The sequence below is a fragment of the Desulfobacter hydrogenophilus genome (assembly GCF_004319545.1).
GTDB classification, from domain to species: domain Bacteria; phylum Desulfobacterota; class Desulfobacteria; order Desulfobacterales; family Desulfobacteraceae; genus Desulfobacter; species Desulfobacter hydrogenophilus.
The window spans coordinates 3888157-3910846 of the sequence record NZ_CP036313.1; the positions used below are offsets into that span (position 1 = coordinate 3888157).

A 22690-nucleotide genomic window follows, 5' to 3' on the forward strand; every position below is an offset into this window, starting at 1 on the left:
CGTGCGGTTGAGTTTTTGTCAATGGGAAAAATTCTAAATTGTCGTGTCATTCTGATTCCGGATATATCGGAGAAATAGAATAAAATTGGAATCGTCGGGATTTAGGACGTATTTGTGGTACAGCACAGTAAAAAGAGATTGGCCCTTTTCCAAAAATTTGGTAAAAGTTTCATATGTATGATGTCATTATTATCGGTGCCGGACCTGCCGGGACAACAGCCGGATATCTTTTGGGGCGAGCCGGGTTTTCCGTCCTTTTGTTGGACAGAAAAAATTTTCCCAGGAAAAAAGCATGTGCCGGCGGGATTACGCCCAAGGCTATGGCTCTGTTTCCCTTTGATATTTCCGGCCTTGTTCGCGGTACCTGCCGGGAGGTGAAAATTATCCGTCCTGGAGATGCCTCTTTTATTGTCAAAGCCAAGACCCCTTTGTGTTACATTACCAAAAGGATGGATTTGGACGCCTATGCATTGGGAAAAGCGGTGCAGGCCGGGTGTCGGTTTAAAAAAATAGACAGGATCATCCGTCTTAATCAGGACGCTCATGGTGTCAGTTTGACCCTGTCCTGTGATGATAAAACCGATGTTGTCAGGGCCGGTTATCTGATCGGGGCCGATGGTGCCAACTCAATGATTCGCAGGCTTATTAGTGCTCAACGGTCGTGTATCATTAAACTGCCTGCCCTGGAAGCTGATGTGCCTGTAAAAAACGCAGGACTTCATCCCATGACCTTTGATTTTTCCAGGGAAATTAAAGGGTATTACTGGATATTTCCCCGCAAAACCCATGTAAATATCGGCATTTTCAGTGCCCGTCCCAATGGAACCATGAACCGGGCTCTATTGAAAAATTATGCCATGGATCGGCTTAAAACAGATACCTTGACGGATGTTAAGGGATATCCCATTGCCACAAGCTGTGGCAGAACACATCTGGGAACAGGCCGTGTACTTCTGACAGGGGACGCGGCCGGCCTGGCAGAACCTTTGTTGGGAGAGGGGATTTATTCTGCGTTACAATCCGGTGTCCTTTCTGCCCGGGCCATTGAGCATGCTGTTGGCCAAAAAGCGTCTACACCTTCAGATGCGCTTGGCTGGTACAGGCAAGCCCTTGGGGATTTGAAATTGGATTTGCGGCTTTACCGGTGTTGTGCATCTATTCTATATAAATTTCCAAAATGGTCACTTGCTGTCGGCTCATGCAATATTTTACATAATTGTTTTTCCAGGGGGTATTCCAAAGGAAAGACCCTGCACGAAATGTTAATGCCCTTTTGATTCTGTATAGCAGCCACGGGTTGACCTGATTTGGTCTGCCGATACTCTGACTCAACCACAACAAAGTGTGAAAGTCGCTTAACAATTCATTGGGGCTTCATATAGAGATACAAATCCCTGCTTTTTAATTATTGTTTTTATGTATGTAAATACAAAAACGTATTAACTTTCACGCCCTCTTGGTGTTATTATGCATGAAACCACATTAATGTAATCAATTATATCCCAAAAATGTTATTTCCTTCCAATGTGTTTCAGAAAAAATAAAACAAGAAGTTCATAATAAATTTTAATAATTTCAATTATATACATTAAAATATTAAAAAAAATAATTTTTGGCATCCCTCTTGCTGTTTAGGAAACTTAAAGCGCAAGTTGTTATAAAGCACATTTAACAAAGGGAGTTAAAATGAAAGAAGTTGTGGCAGTAATAAAACCGTTTAAGGTGGATGAGGTTAAAGATGCTTTAGCCAAAATCAGTATTAACGGGATGACCATTTCGGAAGTCAAGGGCTTTGGCCGTCAGAAAGGACACAAAGAGGTTTACCGCGGTGCAGAATATCAGACAGACTTTGTACCCAAAGTTGAATTGAAAATCTGTGTTGCCGATGATCAGGCCCAGGCTGTGGTGGATACAATAGTAGAAACAGCGAGAACAGGAAAAATCGGTGACGGTAAAATTTTTGTTTTTCCTGTGGAAGATGTTGTTCGTATTCGTACAGGCGAAACCGGAACAGAAGCTTTATAAAATTTAAATAACGGCCATGGGTTGACTTGGTCTATTAATACCAAAACTTATTGGAACTTTTATATAAAAAGTAATATTAATAAGGAGATTAAAACAAAATGAAGTATATACTGATGATTCTAACTTCGCTGGCTTGTACCATCACCGCAGCATGGGCCGGGACGGACGACGCCCCGACAGTGCTTTCCAACGCCGATGCCATTAAAATGGTCCAGACCCATGCCAACTACGTCTGGACTCTTGTTGCAGCAGTACTTGTTTTCTTTATGCAGGCAGGATTCGCCATGGTGGAAGCAGGGTTCACCCGTGCCAAAAACGCTATAAATATCATGATGAAAAACTTGATGGACTTTTCCATGGGCTCACTTTTCTACTGGGCTATTGGGTTTGGTCTGATGTTCGGTGTCTCTAAAACCGGTTTTTTTGGTACCACCGGTTTTTTTCTAAGTGATTTTGAGGTGGGTGGAGATCCCTGGGTACTGGCCTTCTGGATGTTTCAGGTTGTGTTTGCCGCAACTGCTGCCACCATTGTTTCCGGTGCCATGGCTGAACGTACTAAATTTACAGGTTACCTTGTGTACAGTGCCGTTCTATCCGCATTGATTTATCCCATCTTTGGTTCCTGGGCCTGGGGATCGCTGTTCAACGGTTCCGGCTGGCTTGAAGGTCTTGGCTTCATTGATTTTGCAGGCTCCACAGTTGTTCATTCCGTGGGTGGATGGGCTGCATTGGCAGGTGCAATTGTTCTTGGTCCCCGTCTTGGAAAGTTTACCAAAGACGGCGGTATTAAACCTATTCTGGGTCACAATATCCCCCTGGCAGCCCTTGGCGTGTTCATCCTGTGGGTCGGCTGGTTTGGTTTCAACCCGGGTTCTACCACTACAGCAGATACATCTATTGCAATGATTTTTGTAAATACCAACATGGCAGCGGCCACAGGCTGTGTTATGGCCATGATCGTTTCCTGGATTAAATTTGGAAAACCTGAAGTGGGCATGAGTTTGAACGGTGCCCTGGCAGGCCTGGTGGGTATTACCGCCGGCTGCGCTAATGTAACACCCGGTTCCGCTATTATTATCGGCGCGGTTGCCGGTATTCTAGTTGTCTTCTCCGTAATGTTTTTCGATAAAATCAGAGTTGACGATCCCGTTGGCGCAGTTTCCGTACATGGTGTATGCGGTGCCTGGGGTACCCTTGCTGCGGGTATCTTTAATATCGGCGGTACAAGCATTAAAATTATCTCCGTACAGTGCATCGGTATGGCTTCCTGCTTTGCATGGACATTCTGCACAGCGTTTATCCTGTTCAAGGTGATTGACTCTACCATGGGCTTAAGGGTATCCCCTGAAGAAGAAATTGAAGGCCTGGACTCCACAGAACATGGCGGTAATGCATATCCTGACTTTTCCGCCAACCATTAATTGATTATGCCTCAGGCTGCTGTTGCAAACCTTTTGACAGCAGCCTGGCATTTTCCTTCTATACAGGCAGAACAATGCACGAATAAAGGTAACGCAACCACCTGCATATTTGCTCTGCGTCTTCTTTACGCGTGAGACGCCTAAAATACCTGCCGCCTCCCTCCCTCTAAGGCGGCAGGTATTTTTTCAAATCGATTTCCGCAACCAATCATTTATTCTTGTGGCAACAAATTCAGCAGATAAATTAATAATTGCTCTGCTAAACGAACGTTAAATGCAACCAACGTTCGTTGACATTGCAGGCCTCTATGGGGATTTTTTTCAAAATTTAAAATTCATAGGTAACCCGGATAAAGCCTCCCCGTTGGATCTGGGTTGAAACCATACTGATGAGTTCAGACTGGCCTTGTTGTTTAGCATCATGTAAGAGGTTATGTCCCACAATTTCAAATTTCCAGTCAGGAGACGGTTGCCAGGATAGGGAAAGTGTCAAATCAAAAATGCCTGATTGGTCCTGCACATCAATGTCGTGGGTATAAGTTAGCCAGGTGTTAAACCTTACAGTATCAGACCATTTAAATCTGGACTGAAAAGAAAATTTGTGAGTGGAATAAAAACTGTTTAAAAACTCTTCCAACTCTCCACCAAACTCAAAATCCATATTCATGTAACTATAGCCTGCGATCAATTTCCAGTCCTTTGCTGCCTGAAATTCAAGAAGGGCTTCCATCCCATAGGTATCGCCTTCCAGGTCGTTATTGGCCAGGCTGATTTGATCAATACCGGCAGGTAACCCATTGCTGAATATAATGGATGGGTCCAGGTTACTTCCTGTACGAAGATTGCGGTATTGGTTGTAAAAAAATGACAGTGATAAATTTGCCCGGTCTGAAATAAGGGTTTTAGCACCCCATTCAATGGCTGTTAATTCTTCGGATTTAAATTCCTCATCGCCTCTGAACGTGACCATTACCGGTATGGGAAATGGCATAAGGGCGTTCGGCGTTGGGTTAAGTGAATGGCCCGGAGGATATAAGGCAACAACGACTTCACCATTAGCATCCATGCGGGAAGGCGTCCGGACGGCCCGGGATACAGCTCCCCACAACGATAGTGATGGAGAGGCTTTCCACAATAATCTTGTGCTGGGCTGAATTTCCCACCCGGTAAAGTCATTGTGTTCAAATTTTCCACCAAGGGTAAGAGTTAGATCAGGTCTTAAAGAATATTCATCCTGGATAAATAAACTGTAAAGTTTATATTGATCTTTGATCGGTTCCATATTCGTATGGGAATGGGCCGTCATGTCATCCCAATAAAATCGCATATTACCGCCCAATGTCAGTGTATGGTCTTGGCCGATCGGCTGGATTAATTGAAATTCGTTATCCAAGACCTTAACACTTGCATCATAAAACGCTTCTTTTCTTACTGTATAGCTATAGTACGTTTGGAAAGAGAGGGTGGCATCAGATCCCAGCGGACCTGACCACCGAGTCATTAGAGAGCCTTCTGTAGAATCCGTATCATCATTGAATAAATCGTGATAATCATCCTCGATACCAACTCGATCAAAATTTGTTCCTTCTCTGCCATGATAAAAACTGCCAGTGGTATTACCTGTTATCCGATCACCGTTAAAATCCCATCTAAACCCCAAGCGCCCCATAGACATATCATCGTCAGCCCCGCTACCGTTGAGAAGGCTGTCATCCCTCGAAGACGCCTTAGCTGTAATCCGAAGGCTGTTGTTGTCTGATATTTCACGGCTAAACATGGCACTTACCCCGGCTCTTTCTTCAGTGCCTCCCCATGCAGTCAACTTGGCCCCTAACGTTTTTTCTACAGGCATGGTGATAATGTTAATAATTCCGTTGACCGCATTTGCACCCCACAGCGCTGCACCTGGTCCTAAAATCACCTCAATTCGATCAATTTCGGCCAACACTAAATCCTGCATATCCCAGAATGTTCCAGAAAATATCGGGGTATAAATGCTCCTGCCATCAATCATAACCAACAATTTATTGGCAAATTGTCCGTTAAATCCCCTGGCACTGACAGCCCAGCGGTTAGCATCGAATTGAATCACATCAAGTCCTGGCACCATTTTTAAAAGGCCGGGAATGCTGTTGGCTCCTGAATGGCGAATATCTTCCTGGGTAATCACAAATACGGCGGCCGGGGTATCCAATAGGCGGGTCGGCGCTTTTGCCACAGAAGTAACCTCAATATCCATTAACTCTTCAAGTGTGAGTTCAAGTATATCCGCATCCTTAGCATATGAAACTGTTGATACCAGGCATGCCAATAAAAAGAGAAATAAACGAATAAAATTCATTTGGTTAAATAACCTTTCATTCCTTTAGTAAAAACTCAGAATCACTTTAAGTGTGTCGTATTACTTCTCTATGGAGGTCTCGATCAATCTTTGAGATTTCGCATCTTACACAAGATTATTCATTGATCTTACGAATTTTATACGCGATGATCAAGTTTTTAAAGAGAGAAATCCAGTGAATTTGCATTTGAGTACAAGCTCCAGAACTATTTTATATAAAAGTTCCAATAAGTTACTGAATTAATTTCATGCTTTGTTGTGGGTTGAACCTCGGTGTTGATAGACCAAGTCAGTCCATGGCTGTTATATAGAGCTATTTGCTGCATTTATGGATGAAGCCTCAAAAATCACAGGGAGGCGCACAAGTCATGGCATTATGTTATAGACAAGGGGGGGCTGTATGAAGCACCCTGCGCTGTTAAAATAGAACAGTTGCTATTGCTTGCGTGAACGTATTTTGGTTACACTCAAATTTTTTGGATGGTGAACACATGGAAGACGGAGCGAACGGATATTTTTCGACCATTGACGTCATACGCAGTATTTACACAAAAATAACCTGGCAGTTTTAATCTATCTGTATAATTTTTCCAAATTTATCCGCTGGCCGGCCAAGGCATTTAATAACGAAGACGAACTGTTTGTCATTGGCGTTGTGGGCAAAGATGCGTTCCTGGAAATCTCAGCAGTGCTTGAATCAGGCAAAATCGGCACCCATGACATTTCAGTTCGATACTACAGCAAAATTGATGAAATTAAGGGTTGCCACCTGCTTTATATCCATCAAAAAACCCCTGACTTTTGGCAGCCCTTAATCCGTAAATTGAAAAATTCAGGCACTGTCATGGTGGGGGAGGCCAGCACTTTTGCAAGACAAGGCGGCATGATTCAATTTATGACCATTAAAAATAAATTACGATTTATAATCAATTTCAAGGCTGTAAAGGCGGCTGGTTTTGATCTGGATTCCCGTTTGCTTTCCCTGGCCCTTGAATTAATCAAATAATATGGTGCAGTTCCCACAATAATACTATTTATGTGGCGTGTAACTCTTGCCAGTAAAGGTTTTGACTTTTTTTGTTAAAAAAATTTTTTATGACGGTTTCAGTCAGTCGGCCCGTTGCCGGTATTTTTTGGGGTGCAATAATCATCAGTTTTTCAAGCGTGATGGTGACGTTATCCCATGTGAATCCTATAATTTCAGCATTTTACCGTGTTTTTTGGGGATGCTTGTTTCTTCTGATCCCCTGTGGTTTAAACAATGAATTTAAACAGATTGATCTTAAGCCCTGTTTAGGGGCTGTCGGGTGCGGGTTTTTTTTTGCCGTGGATCTTATCTCCTGGCATTTTTGCATTGAATATGTGGGGCCGGGTCTTGCCACCATTCTTGGAAATCTGCAAGTTTTTATCATGGCCCTGGTGGGCGCATTTCTGTTCAAGGAGAGGTTGGGGACAGCCTATATGATTGCCTTGACCCTGGCCATTTTGGGACTGTATATGATTATCGGCATGGACATGGCACAGTTGACGCCTGAATATTTGACCGGTGTGGGTTTGGGCGTTATAACCGCTCTAAGTTACAGTGTTTTTCTTTTACTTATGCGTATGGTTCACTCCGGGGATGACGTTCCCATGTTTATCTACCAGGTAATCGTGACAGGGGTTTGTGCCCTTATCATTGGATCTATAGCTGTTTTTATGGGCCGTTCCTTTATTATTCCGGATTTTTCATCTTTGGCTGCCCTGGTCTGTCTCGGTCTTTTGTCCCAGGGATTGGCCTGGGTAATTATATCCCATTATCTTCCCAGGGTGGATACCTCCAGGGCCGGACTGATTTTGTTACTGCAACCCGCGTTGTCATTTGTATGGGATGTGGTGTTTTTTGATCGGCTAACCGGCATGATGGGGTGGCTTGGCGTATCCATAGTGCTGTCTGCCATTTATATGGGCATGATGCGAAGGGCTTAATTTCTTAAAATACACCCGATTTTGTGAGACGGAAATCAGGCCAAAGGCATTTTTGTTATCGGCGTGCATCCAGGCATCATGAAAGCCGGTTTAATGATATTATGCCTAGCCAGACAATCCAGTATATCCATGGCATTCCCGGTGACAAAGGCGAACATGCGAATTCTGTTTTCAACAAGACGAGCCGCATAGGTTTCGGAAATTGCACCGCAAACCAGGGCCGTGACTTTTTCACGGTTTAAAAGCGCTGCCAGGGCAATTATGTCGTCCGGCTGGAAAGATTCATATTTTTTATTATGAATGTTTTGATTTTCAATATCGGCAATTAAAAGCGTTTGTGCTGCGTCAAACACAGGAGAGACCCGGTTTCCCCAAGTGGTAATCGCAATTTTCATGATCTCCTCCTCTTAGAAATCTTTGTTGCCAGAATTAAGGACCGCAGATTAAACAAATTAGGCAAAAATAACGCTGAATTTTGGTTCATCTACAAGGCGCATTAAAGGTTGAATAGCAGGCCTATTGGGCCTTTGATCCAACGAAGTAGATGGACCAAAAGGCAAGCTATTTCGTTTAAATTATATAATCTGCGGTCCTAAATATGCAAAGGCTGTGCCTCAACAGCCCTCGGGGAACAACAGCGGCAAACCCCTGCCAGGCTTGTATTTTTTTTCCGGCAGATCCCGGGTATGTTGTTATTGTTGCAAAAAAGAGACTTGTAAACGTTTTTCGGTTGCAAGGATAATCTCTTTTACAATTGAATACCTAATTTTTTGATACGCCTGAACAGGGTGCTTTTGTGTATCCCTAAGTCCCGGGCTGCGGCATTGCGGTTATTGTTATTTCGTTTCAACGCGTCCGTAATCATTTTAATTTGCGCTGCAACCACCGGATTTTTATTGTCACCGGCTTCCGGTCCTGATTTGGCTACAAGCGACGGCGGCAAATGCGCCATGGTAATGAACTCCTTGGCACATAGGACAAAGGCATGTTCAATGATATTCTCAAGTTCCCTGATATTTCCGGGGAAATCATGGGCCATGAATGCGGCAAGCACCTCAGGAGAAAGCCCCTGGATCATTTTATTTCGGCGCAGGTTCAACCGGGAGATGAACTGATCTACTAGATAGGGAATATCCTCCATTCTATGGCGCAAAGGCGGCAGGGATATTTTAATAACATTGATGCGGTAATAAAGATCCTGCCGGAATTCCTTGTTTTCCACCATAGTTGTCAGATTTTTATTGGTGGCGGCAATAATTCTGACATTGGATTGCTCTTTGGCTATACCGCCAAGCGGTGTGTATTCGCGTTCCTGAAGAACCCTAAGCAGCCTGACCTGAAAGGCCGGGCTTGTGTCTGCGATTTCATCAAGAAATATCGTACCCGTGTCTGCCAGGGCAAAATGTCCGGGCTTATCTTTTACTGCATGGGTAAATGCCCCTTTTTTGTATCCAAATAGTTCCGATTCCAGCAATGTGTCCGGTAGGGCCCCGCAGTTGATGGCCACAAAAGGGGCATCTTTTCTATGGCTGGTGTTGTGAATGGCCTTTGCCATTAACTCTTTTCCAGTACCTGTTTCTCCTTCGATCAAAACGGAGGAATCGCTTTCAGCAATCTGGGGAAGGATATTGAAAATATTTTTCATGGCACTGGAGTTGCTTACCATATCGCCAACCCGGACTCCTCCGGTCAACTCCTTTCTTAAGGCTTCCACCACAGAGTGATCCCTGAAGGTTTCCACCCCGCCCAGAACCTCACCATCTTTATCAATAAGCAGAGAGGTTGATGCAGTGATCGGAATTTTTTTTTGCTGAATGTTAATAATATATGCGGAACTTGATACAAACGGTTTGCCCTGATCCATTGTCTTTTTCAGGGCACAGCCCTGTTCACACATATTGGAACGGAAAACATCCCAGCAATGACAACCTATGGCATCCTGCCGGCAGATGCCGGTAATCTCTTCGGCAGCCCTGTTAAAAGAGGTGATTTTCCAGTTGTAGTCAATGGTAAAGACCCCGTCTGAAATTGAATCCAGGATGATTTTTGTGGTATCAATGCTTAATGGGGTATTTCTATCATTTTGGGACATGTCGGAGAATCCTTTTATATTTGACCCTAATTTAAATCATATGAAGCGCTTTTTTGCAACCGTTTAATATAGATTTATTCAGCCCAAATCGCATAATTGCCACTGGCTGATGATCCTTTAATGAAAGCTTAAATAGATATAAGTTAATGAATATTTGCAATTATGCAACTGTATTTTCCATGTGTTAAGCTGGAATATATTTCGAATCTGCAACTAAACTTAATTGAGCAATGGCTATAATCATATTTTTAGAGAAATAATATCGAAAATTTGTTTTTTAAATTAAAGTATATTCAAAATATGTCCGAACAGTATTCTAAGGGTTTAATAGACAAAAAGAAATATACAGCCTTTCTAACCGGCAACCTATAAAAACAGGAGACACAAGAAAATGAATATGACCGCAAAATCGCTTACGGCACAAGAAACCATCCAGGAAAGAGCGCCTTTGATTTCTGTAGATAAGCTTCAAAGTGTACAGAAAAACGTTGAAAATACCCAGACAAAGGGAAACAAGGAATCCTCGAGCCAGACCAGCGGACAGCAGATGAGCACCGAAGAGGTCAAAGAGATGGTCGAGTCTTTTCAGGAGATGTCCGAGACCATTCAAACCAAATTAAGCTTTTCGGTTGATGAAGAGAACAATGAAATCGTTGTTAAGATTTTCGATAAGGAGTCCGAAGAGTTGCTCCGCCAGTTTCCATCCGATGAGATGCTCTCTTTACAGAATAAAATGAGTGATCTTGCCGGATTTCTGTTTGATCAGAAGGTTTGATAAAATAATTCTATAGCTAATAAATTATCGCAGTTCTTGTGTTTTAAGCTTTGTCTTTCCTGTCGTTTAAAACCCGGTATTCATGTTAACGCTTTATACCGGGTTTTTTTATCTTTTTATCGGGTCAACTGGCGGTATTTGATCCTTGTGGGCTGGCTTTCCTTGATGCCCAGTCGTTTTCTGCGATCCTTTTCATAGTCTGAATAGGATCCTTCAAAGAACAGGGTCCGGCTGTCGCCTTCAAATGCAAGGATATGGGTGGCAAGGCGGTCCAGGAACCAGCGATCATGGCTGATGATCACAGCGCACCCTGCAAAGTTTTCAATGGCTTCTTCCAATGCCCGCATGGTATTGACATCCAGGTCGTTGGTGGGTTCGTCCAAAAGCAGCAGATTGCCCTGTTTTTGCAGCAGGGTGGCCATGTGTACCCGGTTGCGCTCACCCCCTGAAATATCTTTTACCTTTTTCTGCTGGTCAGAGCCGGAGAAGTTAAATTTGCCCACATAGGCCCGGGCATTGATTTCCCTATCCCCCAGCAAAAGGGTATCGCTTCCGCCGGAGATCACTTCATAAATAGTTTTTTCAGGATCCAGGGTGTCCCGTTCCTGGTCCACATAAGCAACGCGTACGCTGTCGCCGATTTCAATGGTGCCGGAATCGGGTTTTTCCTTACCGGTAATCATTTTAAATAGCGTGGTTTTACCGGCACCGTTGGGACCAACCACACCCACAATGGCACCCGGTGGAAGAACAAAATTCATATCTTCCACCAGAAGTTTGTCCTCAAAGGCCTTGGAAACATTTTGCGCCACAACAACCTTTGAACCAAGCCGTGGTCCCGGCGGAATAAAGATTTCCATTTTTTGTTCCTGCTGTTTGCTGTCCTTGTTGAGCAACTCCTCATAAGCCGTGATTCTGGCTTTTGATTTAGAGCGTCGGCCTTTGGGCGACATCTTGATCCACTCAAGCTCCCTGGCCAATGTTTGGCGGCGCTTGCTCTCGCTTTTTTCTTCTTTTGCCAGACGCTGCTGTTTCTGTTCCAGCCAAGAAGAGTAATTGCCTTTCCAGGGAATGCCTTCGCCTCTGTCCAGTTCCAGAATCCAGCCTGCCACATTGTCCAGGAAATAGCGGTCATGGGTTACGGCAATGACCGTACCTTCAAATCGGTTTAAATGCTGTTCCAACCAGCCCACGGATTCTGCATCAAGATGGTTGGTCGGCTCATCCAAAAGCAGAATGTCGGGTTTTTGCAGCAGCAGACGGCATAGGGCCACCCGGCGCTTTTCACCACCGGAGATCACGCTGACAGGGGTATTTTCGGGCGGACAACGAAGGGCGTCCATGGCCATTTTAAGCTGGGCATCCAGATCCCAGGCATCCATGTGGTCAAGTTTTTCCTGCAGCTTTCCCTGTTTGTCCAAAAGGGCGTCCATCTCATCGTCGGACATGGGTTCTGCAAAGGCTTCAGATATCTTTTCGTATTCGTTTAACAGGTCTACGGTTTCCTGAACTCCTTCTTCCACAACTTCCCGCACGGTTTTATCCGAGTCCACCAGGGGTTCCTGTTCAAGAAAGCCCACGGTAAATCCCTTGGATAAGATGGTTTCACCGACAAACTCGGTGTCTATCCCTGCCATAATATTTAAAAGTGTAGATTTACCTGAACCGTTAAGACCAAGCACACCAATTTTTGCCCCGTAAAAATAGGACAGTGAAATATCCTTGAGCACCTGGCGGGTGCCATGGAATTTGCTCACATTGAGCATCGAGTAAATAACTTTTTTAGTATCTTCGGACATATATAATCTCCTGCATTCTATTTTTTGTCACACACGGCAATACACTCAATTTCCACCAGGGCATCTTTGGGAAGACGTCCCACCTGAAAGGCGGATCTGGCCGGTTTATGGCCGTCAAGGGTCGCTTCGTAAATCTGGTTCATACCTGCAAAATCATCCATGGACGCCAGAAACACCGTAGTTTTTACAATATTTTTCAAGCTTGTATGGCAATCCTTAAGTACGGCTTCAAGATTGGACATGACCTGCCGGGTCTGATCTTCAATGGTGATACCCACAATTTCACCTGTGGCGGGATCCAGGGGGATCTGTCCGGCACAGTATACCGTATCGTTGTGGATTACGGCATGGGAATAGGGTCCCACGGCTGCGGGTGCATTTTTTGATATAACAGGTGTCATGTATGGTCTCTCCTTATCTTAAAAGACTGTAACCACTGGCGCTTTGAGTATCATATCAATAGCTTGGGCCGCTGTTTTGGCAAACACAGGAAAATCTTGATTCAGATGTGTCATCTGACGCAGATTTTCCGCAGTTCTCAAAACCAGCCTAGCAAAATCACCTTCGGCAAAATCCGACTTGTGCATCAGCTCATCCCAAGGCGTGTCATGGGCCCAGGCATAAATTAGCGATGCCGGTTGTATAAAAAGGTTGGGCGCAGGAAATCCTGACTGCAGCATTTTTACGGCAAAGGGTTTCAGTCCCAGGCGCAACGCCAGGAACGCATCCTTAAGTCGTTTGGAAAGAGACGTATTGAACAACATATCATCCTTGAACTCCTTTTCATTGACAAATGAGGCCATCATAGCTGCTAAAAGCGCCGGATCACGCTCGGGTAAAAGTTTGTCCCGAAGAGACTGGGCCACAAGCAGCGGCGAATCAATACGCAGTTTAGATGCCCATATGCCATCTTCGGTCAGGGTGCTGGGTTTTGTCCCTTCAGGCGAAACAAAGCCTTCTTGGATCAAAAAGTCCATGTGTTCCGTAAAATCCAGCCATAAATATTCCATATCGTTGCCGAATTTTTTTCTGGCCTTTCTGCCGCTTTTCCCGGCTTTTGCGCCAATGGCAATGAGATGGGAGGCAAAGGATTTTTCTAACAAGGTGCGCACCTGTTCCGGGGTGTTGGATAACAGAAGATTGAGCACCATGGAAAAATCAATTTTGATCTGGGAGTCTACATTTAAAGGCGGCGCATTCACCAGTTTGGCCACAAGGGACACATCCATGTATTTGCCCGGCAGTAGTGTGGCAAATCCGATGTTGTCCATGCCGCGTCTTCCGGCCCGTCCTGCCATCTGCTGGAATTCACTGGGAGTTAATGACATAAAATCCCGGCCATTGAACCGGTCGGAATTGAGAATAACAACGGACCGGGCCGGAAAATTCACACCGGCCGCCACCGTGGATGTGGCAAACATGGCATCTAAAAGTCCTTCGGCCATTAACGTCTCCACCACCACTTTCCAGGCGGGCAGATGCCCTGAATGGTGGGCGGCCGTTGCGGTTTCCTCCAGGTAGGGCCGCTGGGGATGTGCGGATAAATGGGGGTTGTTTGCCGTAAGCTGTTCAAGTCGGTCCATCAGTGCCTGCTTTTTTTCAGGCGCATTTTTGCGCAGACTGCCATCGCATAATTTGATTGCCTGGTCGCATTCTGCCCGGGATTTCAAAAAAAAGATGGCCGGCAGCAGATCAAAGTGAGAAAGCACCTTGAGAATATCTGAAAATTTGGGCAGTCGACCAGGTGGGGCAAGCATAAGGCGTTTACCTGACTGGTTAAAATCATATACTTTTTTATAGAGACGGGTCCGCTTGCCGTCTGTCCCTGTTTTTTCAAGCAAAGGATAAAGGGTGCCCGAGGGATGAAAAAATAAAGGGAACAGGGGTACCGGCCGCTGGGTATTTTCCACCACTTTACACGCCTTGTCACGGATAGTGGACAGCCAGCCTGCAATCTGGTCCGGGTTGCCGATGGTTGCGGACAGCAAAAGCAGCGGGATGCGCACGGGCAGGTAGATCATGATCTCCTCCCATACCACGCCGCGCTCGGCATCGCCGAGAAAGTGGGCTTCATCCAGGATAATCAGATCGCATTTTAGGTTCTGGCCCGTGTACATGGCATCATAGAGTTGGTTCCTTAAAATTTCCGTGGTACCGATGATGATGTCCGCGGTTGTATTTTCCTTGATGTCGCCGGTGAGAATGCCCACCTTTTCCTTGCCGAAAATTTTTGAAAATCCGGCATGGATAGAATTGGTCAGCGCCTTTAGAGGCGTGGCATACCACACCTTACCGTTGTTTTCCAATATCCTTTTGGCGGCCTGTTCTGCAATCCAGGTTTTCCCGGCACCTGTGGGGGCTGTGACAAGACAGTCCGATGTGTGGATAGCTTCAATGGCTTCAAGCTGGAAGGGATCCGGTATGAAAGGCTGTTTTTCGGGAACACCTATCCGATCAAAGGTTTTTTTCAATGATTTATCTGCCCCGGCAGTGAGCTCGGGGTAATGAATGGGACGTGATGGTCTGGATTCGGATTTTTTCTTTCCGGAACGATAATATCTTTTTTTCATGTATCGTTTAAACCACAAATTAACTGAATACGCAATACGGTTCCCTTGGTGTACGCTGCAAAGGCCATAGATTTGACTTTTATTTAATTGATTGAATATAAACTTTTATATTTTTATAGCACGTTTCGTGCCGAATCCATACCGAACATGTTGGTGTCCAGATCATGGACCGGAATAAACCTGAAGCCGGCTACATCATCCATGGGTGTAATCAAAGAAAAATTTTTGGCCTTGCAAGTGAATGCCATGTCGGTGATGGGATACACCACACAATTGTAAGGATAGGTATTGGCAAAAGAGCAGAAAAAGTCAAGGTCAAAAACGTCCAGATTCAGTTCTTCTTTTACCTCTCTGACCAGTGCATGGTCAATGCTTTCGCCCGGTTCGGAAAATCAACCGGGCAGATCCAAAGTGCCTTTGCCGGGTTCTTTTGCACGCACGGTGACCAGAATCCTGTTTTGATCGTCAAGGATGATGGCCATGGCTGCTGCGCACAATTAAGAAAGAATCCGAATCCGCATTCCCGGCATTTAAATGATTTGACGCTGTCAGGATCAAGGCGGTTGCTGCCGCAGGAAGGGCAGAACTTAAATCGGTCGTGATTGGGATTGTTATGGGGCATGGCAAAAATCCTATCAGCAGGTTAAATGAAAGCAGGCGCTCACCGCTTTGTCCGGTGTTTGGGCGATTGTAGTGTTGAACATGGCTACGGCCGCATCCGTTGCCAGGGCTTTTAGTTCGATGCCCATGGCGAACAGCGCCTTTGGAAGACCCGGTGCCATTTTCATCCGGTCATTAACGCCGGTGCCGACAATGATTAGATTTGGCCTCAAAGGCAAAACCGACTCTAAATCCGGCATGTCAAGCACATGACCTTCTTTTCTGCGCCAGTCCGGAAGGATTCGCCTGTCCGGGAGAATGATCAAATCGGCAGTGTATGTGTCAGTACCAATAACCATTTGACCAAAAGCGAATGATGTTATCATAGTTGACTTCCTTTATTGACCATTCAAGTGAATTTTCTGAGTTTAAATTATTTGTTTTTATAAGCACAAGATGAGGTGTAAGTGAAGAATATTTTACAGGCGTTGTGCTTTTACCTGGGAAATTCGGTTAAGAACCAGGCCTGACCCCAGAATAAGTCCTCCGCCCAACCAGAAATGCCAGGACACCGGATCATGAAGAAAGCCGATGCCGATCACGGCAGTGAAAATGGTTTCGCTGGATAAATATACCCCACCTTATTAATTGGGCAACAAGGGAAGTCAGGGCAATGTCTGCAAGCATGGTCCACTCAAGGGATGTCTTGGGAATAACCGGATCAAGGAGACAGGGTACAAGGGTTCGCATTGCACCGATCAGGTAAAAATACAGATAGATCATGGCCGCGCTGTTTTTAGCCTTCAGAGCGCGGACAGTAATTTGGGATCATCTTGCCTGGCGCTCAAAACCCGGGATTTCCATACGTCGTTCCACATAGTTGAGAAGGATGCCGGCAAGGGAGACCAGAATCAAGTAATAAATTCCAACCACCAGGAAAGTCTCAACGTTTCTAAAGGTGGCCTTGGCAATGCCCCGGCCAATGCCGGTCATTTCATTGATGGTGATGATAGAGGCCAGGGATGAGTATTTGATCAGGTAAATGATCTCATTGCAGCACCCGGTAAAAGAGTGCCTGAACGCCTGGGGCAGGACAATGCTTTTCACCGAGGTAAACGGCGTCATGCCTAAAGCCTGGGCTGCTTTAAGTTGTCCTGTCTTGATGGAAAGAAGCCCACCCCGGATATATTCGGCGTGATAGGCCCCGGAGCAAAGGGAAAATCCAACAATGGCGCAGGTCACAGCGGACATGACAATGCGTATCCCCCAAAAATTTGTGTAGGGCAGGGCAAAGTACCAAAAATAGAGCTGGACCACCAGTGGCGTGCCCCGGAACAAGGCCACATAAAAATCACACAGTTTTTTTACAGGCCCAGGACCGTAAACCCCTAATGTGCCGGTAACGACACCGATCAAAAGGCCGAGCAGGGCCGACGGCACAATAAGCTTAATACTTACAAAAAGTCCTGTGTTCAGGCTGGGTATGACCTGGTGTATGATAAAGGGGAAAAAGTCGTTCACGCCTCAGCTCCGGTCAACTCTGAAATTTTGGCACAAAAATCCCGGGTCCGTGATCCGCTGTTTTCAGCCAGAAGGACTGATGGCACCCCCTGTTCGGTAATGCGTCCGTTTTCCATGAACACGAATTCATGGGCAAGGCCTGCGGAAAAGCTGATCTGGTGGGTGGCCATGAGCATGGTCATCCCCGCCTTTGCCAAATCCCGGATCACCACCAGCACCTCGCTGATCAGTTCCGGGTCCAGGGCTGATGTGGGTTCATCCAAAAGCAGCACCTCCGGGTCCATGGCCAGGGCCCTTGCAATGGAAACCCGCTGCTTCTGCCCCCCGGACAACTGGGCCGGATACAGCTCCATTTTATTTGACAGTCCAACCCGTGCAAGTTCCTCACATGCCCTGTCGTGGGCTTGTTTTTTTGCTTGTTTTTTTACTTTTTTCAGTGCAATGGCTACATTTTGGCGGGCAGATAAATGGTCAAACAGGTTAAAGTCCTGGAAGATCATCCCCACCTTTTGCCGCAACTGGTACAGATCCGTTTTTTTTTTAAAATTCACCGGTGTGCCGTCTAAAAGCAGTTGGCCATCTTCGGGGATGTGCAAAAGATTTAAGCATTGCAGCAATGTTGATTTACCGGAACCCGATGGACCGATAAGCACTTTTAAATCCCCTTTGGCAAGGGTTAAATCCACATGGTTCAAAACGGTGTTGCCGCCAAGTTCCTTTACAATCCCCCGGGCTTCCAGAACAACTGGACCGGTACCATTGGGTGGTGTCATATCTCTTTGCCCCTTTCAAACATCATTGGGTATATCCCTGTATTTGCATCTTCTTCTCCAATCGTTTAAGTCCCTTGACCCCAGCCCAGGTGAGTATAAAAAATATCAGTCCAGCAAACAGGGTAAAGGGCAGAGGTTTGTGGGTGATGGCAGCAACGGACCGGGTCCGTGACATCAGTTCCGCCACCCCGATCACATAGGCGAGCGCCGAATCCTTTAAAACAATGGAGAATTCATTAGACCAGGCCGGAATGGAAAACCGCAGTGCCTGGGGCAGAATAATGGCGGTTATGGCTGAAATGTCACCCATGCCAAGGGAGCGCGCAGCCTTAAGCTGCCCCTGGGGCAAAGAGAGGATCGCACCTTTAAAAATTTGGGTCTGATACGCCCCGGTGGTCATGCCTAAAACCAGGATGGCCGCAAAAAAGGCATCGCCAAGGGGCAAAAAATCCAAAGCCGGCACCTGGTCAAGCCAGGATAGAAGCCCAAAGTAAAATAAATAGAACAGCACAAGAACAGGTACGCCTCTGAAAAACCAGACATACAGTGCCACACAGCGCCGGGCAAAGGGATGTCCATACACTCGGATCACGGAAAAAGGGATGCCGATCAAAAGCCCTAAACCCATGGCCCCGATAATGAGAACCACCGTGATCCATAGTCCTGAAAATATATAGGGCAGGGAGTCGGTTATGGAAGAAAAAAAAGTGAGCATGTTATGCATGTTTAATCCGGGGTGGGAAACGGAACCGGGCAGAAACGCCCGGTTCACAGTATTGGATGCTAGTGGATATCGTATTTGTCTTTAAGCACCTGCCACTGGGGATCAGCCATCAGTTTTTTCAACCCTTGGTTGAGTAGGTTCAAAAGTTTGTCATCACCCTTACGTACGGCATAACCATATTTTTCAGTGGGCACGTCAAAGGCACCGGCAGTCTTATAGGCCCCGTCTTTATTGAGTTCGTAGGCAATGGATGAATCCATGGCAGAACCGTCAATACGGCCGATCTTGAGATCTTCAATACTCAGGTCCGTTGAGTCATATTCCACAATTTCAAATTTATATTTTTCTGTGGCAAGCAGATCCTTAAGACGTTTGGTGCTGGTGGTACCACGCTGGGAACCAATTTTTTTGCCCGTGGTCAACAGGGTATTGAGATCCTCCGTCCGGTCCTTTAACACCACAAGCACCTGGCTGACTTCATAGTAGGCCATAGTGAAGTTGACAATTTTTTCCCTGGATTCTGTAGCGCTCATGCCGGATGCGATAAAGTCAATTTTTTTAGCATTGAGGGCGGGGATAATGCCGTCCCAGTCCATGGGCTGGTGTTTGACTTCAAAACCCATCTCCTTGGCGATCCAATTCACGCACTCCACGTCAAAGCCTGCGGGATTGCCGGACTTATCCACATATCCAAAGGGCGGAAAACCAAAGTCAATACCGTTAATATAAACTTCTTTTGCGCCGGCAGGTGTCAGGCACAGACATGCAAATGCCGTTAAAACACTTATCAGCAATGCAATTTTTTTTATCATCTCTCTATCCTTTCAATAAAAGGGGTATCAGGTTCTTCCTGATACCGGTTAATTTGAAGCATGTTAAATTATCAGAACTGCACCCCAGGTACAAGAAGAATAAATACAAGCTGTTATCCAATCATAATTCCCATGGCAAAAAGCGCACTGAACATCAGCGCAAGCTTTGCGGTTTCTGCAAGCGCCAGGTTAAGAATTTTTCCATCCTGTTCAAAAATGATTTTAAATAGGGGATAGGATTTCCAGAAAACAGCCAGGGGCAACAGAATGACCCAGGACCAGCGGCCCGAGGCAAACATTAGACAGGGGATCAAAAAGGAAAAAAGGACCAGAAACACAAATTCCACCTTGGTACGCCAAGGACCGAGGATTACAGCCAGGGTCCGCTTGCCCGCGCCGGCATCTGTTACGATATCTCTTAGATTGTTGACCACGATAATGGCTGTGACCAAAAGGCCGACAGGAACAGATGCTATGAAAACCGCTGTTGTCACTCCTCCTGCCATGAGATAATAGGTACCGAGTACTGCCACCGGTCCAAAAAAAATAAATACAAACACCTCGCCAAGGCCGTTAGACGCAATGGGAAAGGGACCGGCACTGTAAAAGAGAATCCCGAGAAGAGAGGCGATCACAATATACAGGATCACTACCCCTCCCTTGATAATTAAAAAGGAACCTAAGCCCAAGGCCAGCAGCATGGTCAGTATGAATGCGTTTCGAACGGTCTCAGGGGGAATCAGACCGCTTTGAGTCATGCGCTTGGGGCCTTTCCGATCCGGGGTGTCAATCTGGTGCAGAAAATCAAAATAATCATTGGCCAAGTTCACGGATATCTGGATCAATAATGCGCCGGTTAAGGCTGCTGCAAACATCAGTGTTGAAAATTTGTGATCAGAAGTAGCGCAGGCCGCGCCAACGACAACCGGGCAAGCCGCTGCCGGAAGGGTTCTAGGCCGGATGGCCAGCCACCAGTGGTATAGATTCATAATATGTTCCACCTGTTTTCTTGTAATCTTTTAATAAATAATAGCAAAGCAAATACGCTGGTTGCAGTCGGTTTGTCAAGCCGGGGACTGAAATGTCTAATTTAGTATTGAAATCACAGCCCCTAATGGATAAATTCGGTATAAGCTGGGATGGATTTTGCTGAGTACGCACGAGGCAAGAAAGATATTCTTTGATAAAGTTGATTTTAAAATTTAAATATTGGGGCTTTTAATGGCTAACCTGTTTGAAAATATCCCTGATAACTTGGCGGCTGAACACTTTACTGATTTGATCAAAGGGGAAAATATTCGGATAGAACGTATTGTTTCTTTGGGTCATACTTCGCCTGAATTCGGTTGGTATAGCCAAGATGAAAATGAGTGGGTGATTGTATTAGAAGGTTCTGGTACAATTCTATTCGAAAACGGAATTGAACGAGTTTTAAATAAAGGGGATTATCTCAACATTCCGGCTCATACAAAACATAAGGTCATTCGAACCGATCCTAATAACATAACCATTTGGTTAGCTGTTTTTTATTGTAACTCTCTTATTGTTGACACTCTCTTTTGACCGGATACCTTTTATAAAGTCAAGAACCAGGAAATAAGAGTAGGGTAGAATCGATATCAATCTTCTTATTATGTTTGCTTTTACTCGATGATCCAGTTTTTAAAAATTGACATGAGACCTCGCTGGCAGTTATTATCCCCATGCTAACAGAATGCTTTGTATTTTAATGATGGGGCGGATTGATAATTCCCCCAAGAATTTAGATTCATGTGCTTTTGAGAATCGTTTGCCTTTACAAAATGCTCTTTTAAAAATACCGAGATCTGCTTGAAATGGGATTCTGGGTCATCACTATGAATGATTTGTTCGACAAAGGATAAGATGCAGTCAACTTTGACGGTGTCACATAGGCTGCCAACAGTTCTTGCGTGCAGTTTGTTATTTATCGAGGCCACCTGGTCAGGATGAAGCAGGAGACAATGATCAACCAACAGACTCAGGGTCAAACTTCTGTAAGACCCGTCTTCATCAGGTTGTTTGGTCAAATTTCCCCAGCCTTCATTCGTCTTATGGTCTTGAATAAAAACCTCTACTAACCATCTGAGTGTAAATGCGTCTATGATATCAGGATATCGCCAGGTCAGATCCGAAGCGGCAAGATACCGATAGTCCTTTTCTCCAATGTATTTTATTGCAATGACAAATCTTTTTTTCTTATGAGCACACACATGTATTCTGGCACTTTTAATGAGTACAACAACCTCTTTACCTCCACGTACATGTATGGTCTTTTGAATTGGTTGAATATTTTTAAAATATGTTTCAACTGATTTTTTATCGCTCTTGAGTAAAATATTTTGATTGTACCTTATTTGGCTGATAACTTGGGCGTTTCCTGCAATTTTAGACGCTTCATCCATGAACTCAGCATTCCCATATAAGGCATCTGCAACAATCGCTTCTATTTTTATTTCCGGGTGTTTCTCTACAAATATTTTTAAAAGAGCCTTGGCAATCATTGGAATGGTAGGATATTCTTCTGAGCGCACCGGTTTTTTTGGGCGTTCTGATTTTGGTACGCCAGCCTTTTTTAATCTTTTATCCTCCTTGGTCCATTCGCTGATTTTTGGATCAGGAATATGAAAGGCGTAGCCAATTGGAAAGCTGAGTTTTGGTGTTATCAACACCAAAAATACTAAGCCTTGCCCCATGCAAAAACCACCCGTTGATTTGTCTTTTATTTTGTGGACTCCAAAAATTTTTGTTGTGCATTTACTACGCTTTTTATCGGAATCATCAATACTGACAACACCTTTGGTAATGCCATATACTTTGAAAATAATTTTAAGGCTGAGATGAAACAGATGCTCCCAAGCAATTTTAGAATGGCGAAACATCCAGGAAAGAGCTGTAGTTTTATACAATCCCACACTGATACGTGAAAAAGCAGCCCAATTGATGCTGCTGGTCAAGATGATTCCAGTGATGCAGAAACCCAGCCAGAATTTTTGTGATTTGCTTAAGGTCATTCCTGGGGATGACTGTGTTAATTCAGTATTCAGTGAATCAGTATACTTTTCAACAAACGGCAACAGCTTATTTATTAACACATCCGCCTCATTCCTTATTTTCATAAATGAGGTGTTATACTGCAATTGAACTATTGTATTCAAATAACATTTATTTTACTCTGCTCATTGAAGGCTGGCCAACCGATGAGTGAGATATCAGTTTGGAAAATTGGTATTATAGCATCGACTTGACCA

22 protein-coding genes are annotated in these 22690 nt (G+C 45.0%); 7 read left to right on the forward strand and 15 right to left on the reverse strand.

Annotated elements, in window-relative coordinates; translation table 11 throughout:
• The first annotated feature begins 173 nt into the window (after nt 1-173).
• From EYB58_RS17310 to EYB58_RS17320, 3 genes are all read left to right on the forward strand, one after another.
• A complete protein-coding gene (locus EYB58_RS17310; RefSeq protein ID WP_111957616.1) occupies nt 174-1277 on the forward strand; it encodes a geranylgeranyl reductase family protein in 1104 nt (367 codons plus the stop codon).
• Between the two features lie 409 nt (nt 1278-1686).
• The gene (locus EYB58_RS17315; RefSeq protein WP_111957614.1) at nt 1687-2025 is read left to right on the forward strand and encodes a P-II family nitrogen regulator; all 339 of its coding nucleotides are present in this window, start codon (nt 1687-1689) and stop codon (nt 2023-2025) included.
• 98 nt (nt 2026-2123) lie between these two features.
• Nucleotides 2124-3446, forward strand: a complete 1323-nt coding sequence (locus EYB58_RS17320; protein WP_111957612.1) for an ammonium transporter — start codon at nt 2124-2126, stop codon at nt 3444-3446.
• Between the two features lie 328 nt (nt 3447-3774).
• On the opposite strand, the gene EYB58_RS17325 is transcribed toward EYB58_RS17320, so the two are convergent.
• On the reverse strand, nt 3775-5787 hold the full coding sequence (locus EYB58_RS17325; protein WP_111957610.1) for a TonB-dependent receptor plug domain-containing protein: 2013 nt from the start codon (nt 5785-5787) through the stop codon (nt 3775-3777).
• 577 nt (nt 5788-6364) lie between these two features.
• On the opposite strand from EYB58_RS17325, the gene EYB58_RS17330 reads away from it, so the two are divergent.
• Nucleotides 6365-6793, forward strand: coding sequence for a YfiR family protein (locus tag EYB58_RS17330; RefSeq protein ID WP_249060514.1), 429 nt, complete (start codon nt 6365-6367; stop codon nt 6791-6793).
• An 89-nt stretch (nt 6794-6882) separates the two neighbouring features.
• The gene (locus EYB58_RS17335; RefSeq protein ID WP_131072102.1) at nt 6883-7755 is read left to right on the forward strand and encodes a DMT family transporter; all 873 of its coding nucleotides are present in this window, start codon (nt 6883-6885) and stop codon (nt 7753-7755) included.
• Between the two features lie 35 nt (nt 7756-7790).
• Here the strand turns inward: EYB58_RS17335 and EYB58_RS17340 are convergent, their stop codons facing one another.
• Together EYB58_RS17340 and EYB58_RS17345 are read right to left on the reverse strand one after the other, a co-directional pair.
• Nucleotides 7791-8150 (reverse strand): NifB/NifX family molybdenum-iron cluster-binding protein, encoded by a 360-nt coding sequence (locus tag EYB58_RS17340; protein ID WP_111957604.1) that lies wholly within the window; start codon nt 8148-8150, stop codon nt 7791-7793.
• A gap of 353 nt (nt 8151-8503) precedes the next feature.
• Complete coding sequence (locus EYB58_RS17345; RefSeq protein WP_111957602.1) at nt 8504-9847, reverse strand: sigma-54 interaction domain-containing protein; 1344 nt, start codon at nt 9845-9847, stop codon at nt 8504-8506.
• 391 nt (nt 9848-10238) lie between these two features.
• Here EYB58_RS17345 and EYB58_RS17350 point away from each other — a divergent pair, with 391 nt between their 5' ends.
• Nucleotides 10239-10622, forward strand: coding sequence for a flagellar protein FlaG (locus EYB58_RS17350; protein WP_111957600.1), 384 nt, complete (start codon nt 10239-10241; stop codon nt 10620-10622).
• Nucleotides 10623-10738: 116 nt separating this feature from the next.
• Here EYB58_RS17350 and ettA read toward each other — a convergent pair whose 3' ends face one another.
• The 11 genes from ettA to EYB58_RS17405 all read right to left on the reverse strand — a co-directional run bounded on the left by ettA (nt 10739) and on the right by EYB58_RS17405 (nt 20410).
• On the reverse strand, nt 10739-12421 hold the full coding sequence (gene ettA / locus EYB58_RS17355) for an energy-dependent translational throttle protein EttA (RefSeq protein WP_111957598.1): 1683 nt from the start codon (nt 12419-12421) through the stop codon (nt 10739-10741).
• Nucleotides 12422-12438: 17 nt separating this feature from the next.
• Nucleotides 12439-12822: a RidA family protein gene (locus EYB58_RS17360; protein ID WP_111957596.1), complete on the reverse strand. Its 384-nt coding sequence runs from the start codon at nt 12820-12822 to the stop codon at nt 12439-12441.
• Nucleotides 12823-12840: 18 nt separating this feature from the next.
• Nucleotides 12841-14991 carry a DEAD/DEAH box helicase gene (locus EYB58_RS17365; RefSeq protein ID WP_111957710.1) on the reverse strand — a complete coding sequence of 717 codons (2151 nt, stop codon included), beginning with the start codon at nt 14989-14991 and terminating at the stop codon, nt 12841-12843.
• A gap of 113 nt (nt 14992-15104) precedes the next feature.
• The gene (locus EYB58_RS24835; RefSeq protein WP_111957594.1) at nt 15105-15362 is read right to left on the reverse strand and encodes an NUDIX hydrolase; all 258 of its coding nucleotides are present in this window, start codon (nt 15360-15362) and stop codon (nt 15105-15107) included.
• Nucleotides 15363-15626: 264 nt separating this feature from the next.
• Complete coding sequence (locus tag EYB58_RS17375) at nt 15627-15977, reverse strand: MTH938/NDUFAF3 family protein (protein WP_111957592.1); 351 nt, start codon at nt 15975-15977, stop codon at nt 15627-15629.
• 190 nt (nt 15978-16167) lie between these two features.
• A complete protein-coding gene (locus EYB58_RS17380) occupies nt 16168-16374 on the reverse strand; it encodes a hypothetical protein (RefSeq protein WP_111957591.1) in 207 nt (68 codons plus the stop codon).
• 45 nt (nt 16375-16419) lie between these two features.
• On the reverse strand, nt 16420-17112 hold the full coding sequence (locus EYB58_RS17385) for an amino acid ABC transporter permease (protein WP_111957589.1): 693 nt from the start codon (nt 17110-17112) through the stop codon (nt 16420-16422).
• Nucleotides 17109-17885 carry an amino acid ABC transporter ATP-binding protein gene (locus tag EYB58_RS17390; RefSeq protein WP_111957587.1) on the reverse strand — a complete coding sequence of 259 codons (777 nt, stop codon included), beginning with the start codon at nt 17883-17885 and terminating at the stop codon, nt 17109-17111. The genes EYB58_RS17385 and EYB58_RS17390 overlap by 4 nt, the downstream gene beginning before the upstream one ends.
• 22 nt (nt 17886-17907) lie before the next feature.
• A complete protein-coding gene (locus EYB58_RS17395; protein WP_111957585.1) occupies nt 17908-18609 on the reverse strand; it encodes an amino acid ABC transporter permease in 702 nt (233 codons plus the stop codon).
• Between the two features lie 59 nt (nt 18610-18668).
• Nucleotides 18669-19421 (reverse strand): ABC transporter substrate-binding protein, encoded by a 753-nt coding sequence (locus EYB58_RS17400; RefSeq protein WP_111957583.1) that lies wholly within the window; start codon nt 19419-19421, stop codon nt 18669-18671.
• A gap of 113 nt (nt 19422-19534) precedes the next feature.
• Nucleotides 19535-20410 (reverse strand): 1,4-dihydroxy-2-naphthoate polyprenyltransferase, encoded by an 876-nt coding sequence (locus EYB58_RS17405; protein ID WP_111957581.1) that lies wholly within the window; start codon nt 20408-20410, stop codon nt 19535-19537.
• 232 nt (nt 20411-20642) lie between these two features.
• Here EYB58_RS17405 and EYB58_RS17410 point away from each other — a divergent pair, with 232 nt between their 5' ends.
• Nucleotides 20643-20984, forward strand: coding sequence for a cupin domain-containing protein (locus EYB58_RS17410; protein ID WP_111957579.1), 342 nt, complete (start codon nt 20643-20645; stop codon nt 20982-20984).
• A gap of 143 nt (nt 20985-21127) precedes the next feature.
• Here EYB58_RS17410 and EYB58_RS17415 read toward each other — a convergent pair whose 3' ends face one another.
• Complete coding sequence (locus EYB58_RS17415; RefSeq protein WP_170299865.1) at nt 21128-22558, reverse strand: transposase; 1431 nt, start codon at nt 22556-22558, stop codon at nt 21128-21130.
• Between the last annotated feature and the right edge of the window lie 132 nt (nt 22559-22690).

Bases quoted from the DNA above. Each gene is read 5' to 3' on its own strand.
- EYB58_RS17310 (WP_111957616.1), top strand. From the start codon at position 174: ATGTATGATGTCATTATTATCGGTGCCGGACCTGCCGGGACAACAGCC.
- EYB58_RS17315 (WP_111957614.1), top strand. From the start codon at position 1,687: ATGAAAGAAGTTGTGGCAGTAATAAAACCGTTTAAGGTGGATGAGGTT.
- EYB58_RS17320 (WP_111957612.1), top strand. From the start codon at position 2,124: ATGAAGTATATACTGATGATTCTAACTTCGCTGGCTTGTACCATCACC.
- EYB58_RS17325 (WP_111957610.1), bottom strand. From the start codon at position 5,787: ATGAATTTTATTCGTTTATTTCTCTTTTTATTGGCATGCCTGGTATCA.
- EYB58_RS17335 (WP_131072102.1), top strand. From the start codon at position 6,883: ATGACGGTTTCAGTCAGTCGGCCCGTTGCCGGTATTTTTTGGGGTGCA.
- EYB58_RS17340 (WP_111957604.1), bottom strand. From the start codon at position 8,150: ATGAAAATTGCGATTACCACTTGGGGAAACCGGGTCTCTCCTGTGTTT.
- EYB58_RS17345 (WP_111957602.1), bottom strand. From the start codon at position 9,847: ATGTCCCAAAATGATAGAAATACCCCATTAAGCATTGATACCACAAAA.
- EYB58_RS17350 (WP_111957600.1), top strand. From the start codon at position 10,239: ATGAATATGACCGCAAAATCGCTTACGGCACAAGAAACCATCCAGGAA.
- ettA (WP_111957598.1), bottom strand. From the start codon at position 12,421: ATGTCCGAAGATACTAAAAAAGTTATTTACTCGATGCTCAATGTGAGC.
- EYB58_RS17360 (WP_111957596.1), bottom strand. From the start codon at position 12,822: ATGACACCTGTTATATCAAAAAATGCACCCGCAGCCGTGGGACCCTAT.
- EYB58_RS17365 (WP_111957710.1), bottom strand. From the start codon at position 14,991: ATGAAAAAAAGATATTATCGTTCCGGAAAGAAAAAATCCGAATCCAGA.
- EYB58_RS17375 (WP_111957592.1), bottom strand. From the start codon at position 15,977: ATGATAACATCATTCGCTTTTGGTCAAATGGTTATTGGTACTGACACA.
- EYB58_RS17380 (WP_111957591.1), bottom strand. From the start codon at position 16,374: ATGATCTATCTGTATTTTTACCTGATCGGTGCAATGCGAACCCTTGTA.
- EYB58_RS17390 (WP_111957587.1), bottom strand. From the start codon at position 17,885: ATGACACCACCCAATGGTACCGGTCCAGTTGTTCTGGAAGCCCGGGGG.
- EYB58_RS17395 (WP_111957585.1), bottom strand. From the start codon at position 18,609: ATGCATAACATGCTCACTTTTTTTTCTTCCATAACCGACTCCCTGCCC.
- EYB58_RS17400 (WP_111957583.1), bottom strand. From the start codon at position 19,421: ATGATAAAAAAAATTGCATTGCTGATAAGTGTTTTAACGGCATTTGCA.
- EYB58_RS17405 (WP_111957581.1), bottom strand. From the start codon at position 20,410: ATGAATCTATACCACTGGTGGCTGGCCATCCGGCCTAGAACCCTTCCG.
- EYB58_RS17410 (WP_111957579.1), top strand. From the start codon at position 20,643: ATGGCTAACCTGTTTGAAAATATCCCTGATAACTTGGCGGCTGAACAC.
- EYB58_RS17415 (WP_170299865.1), bottom strand. From the start codon at position 22,558: ATGAAAATAAGGAATGAGGCGGATGTGTTAATAAATAAGCTGTTGCCG.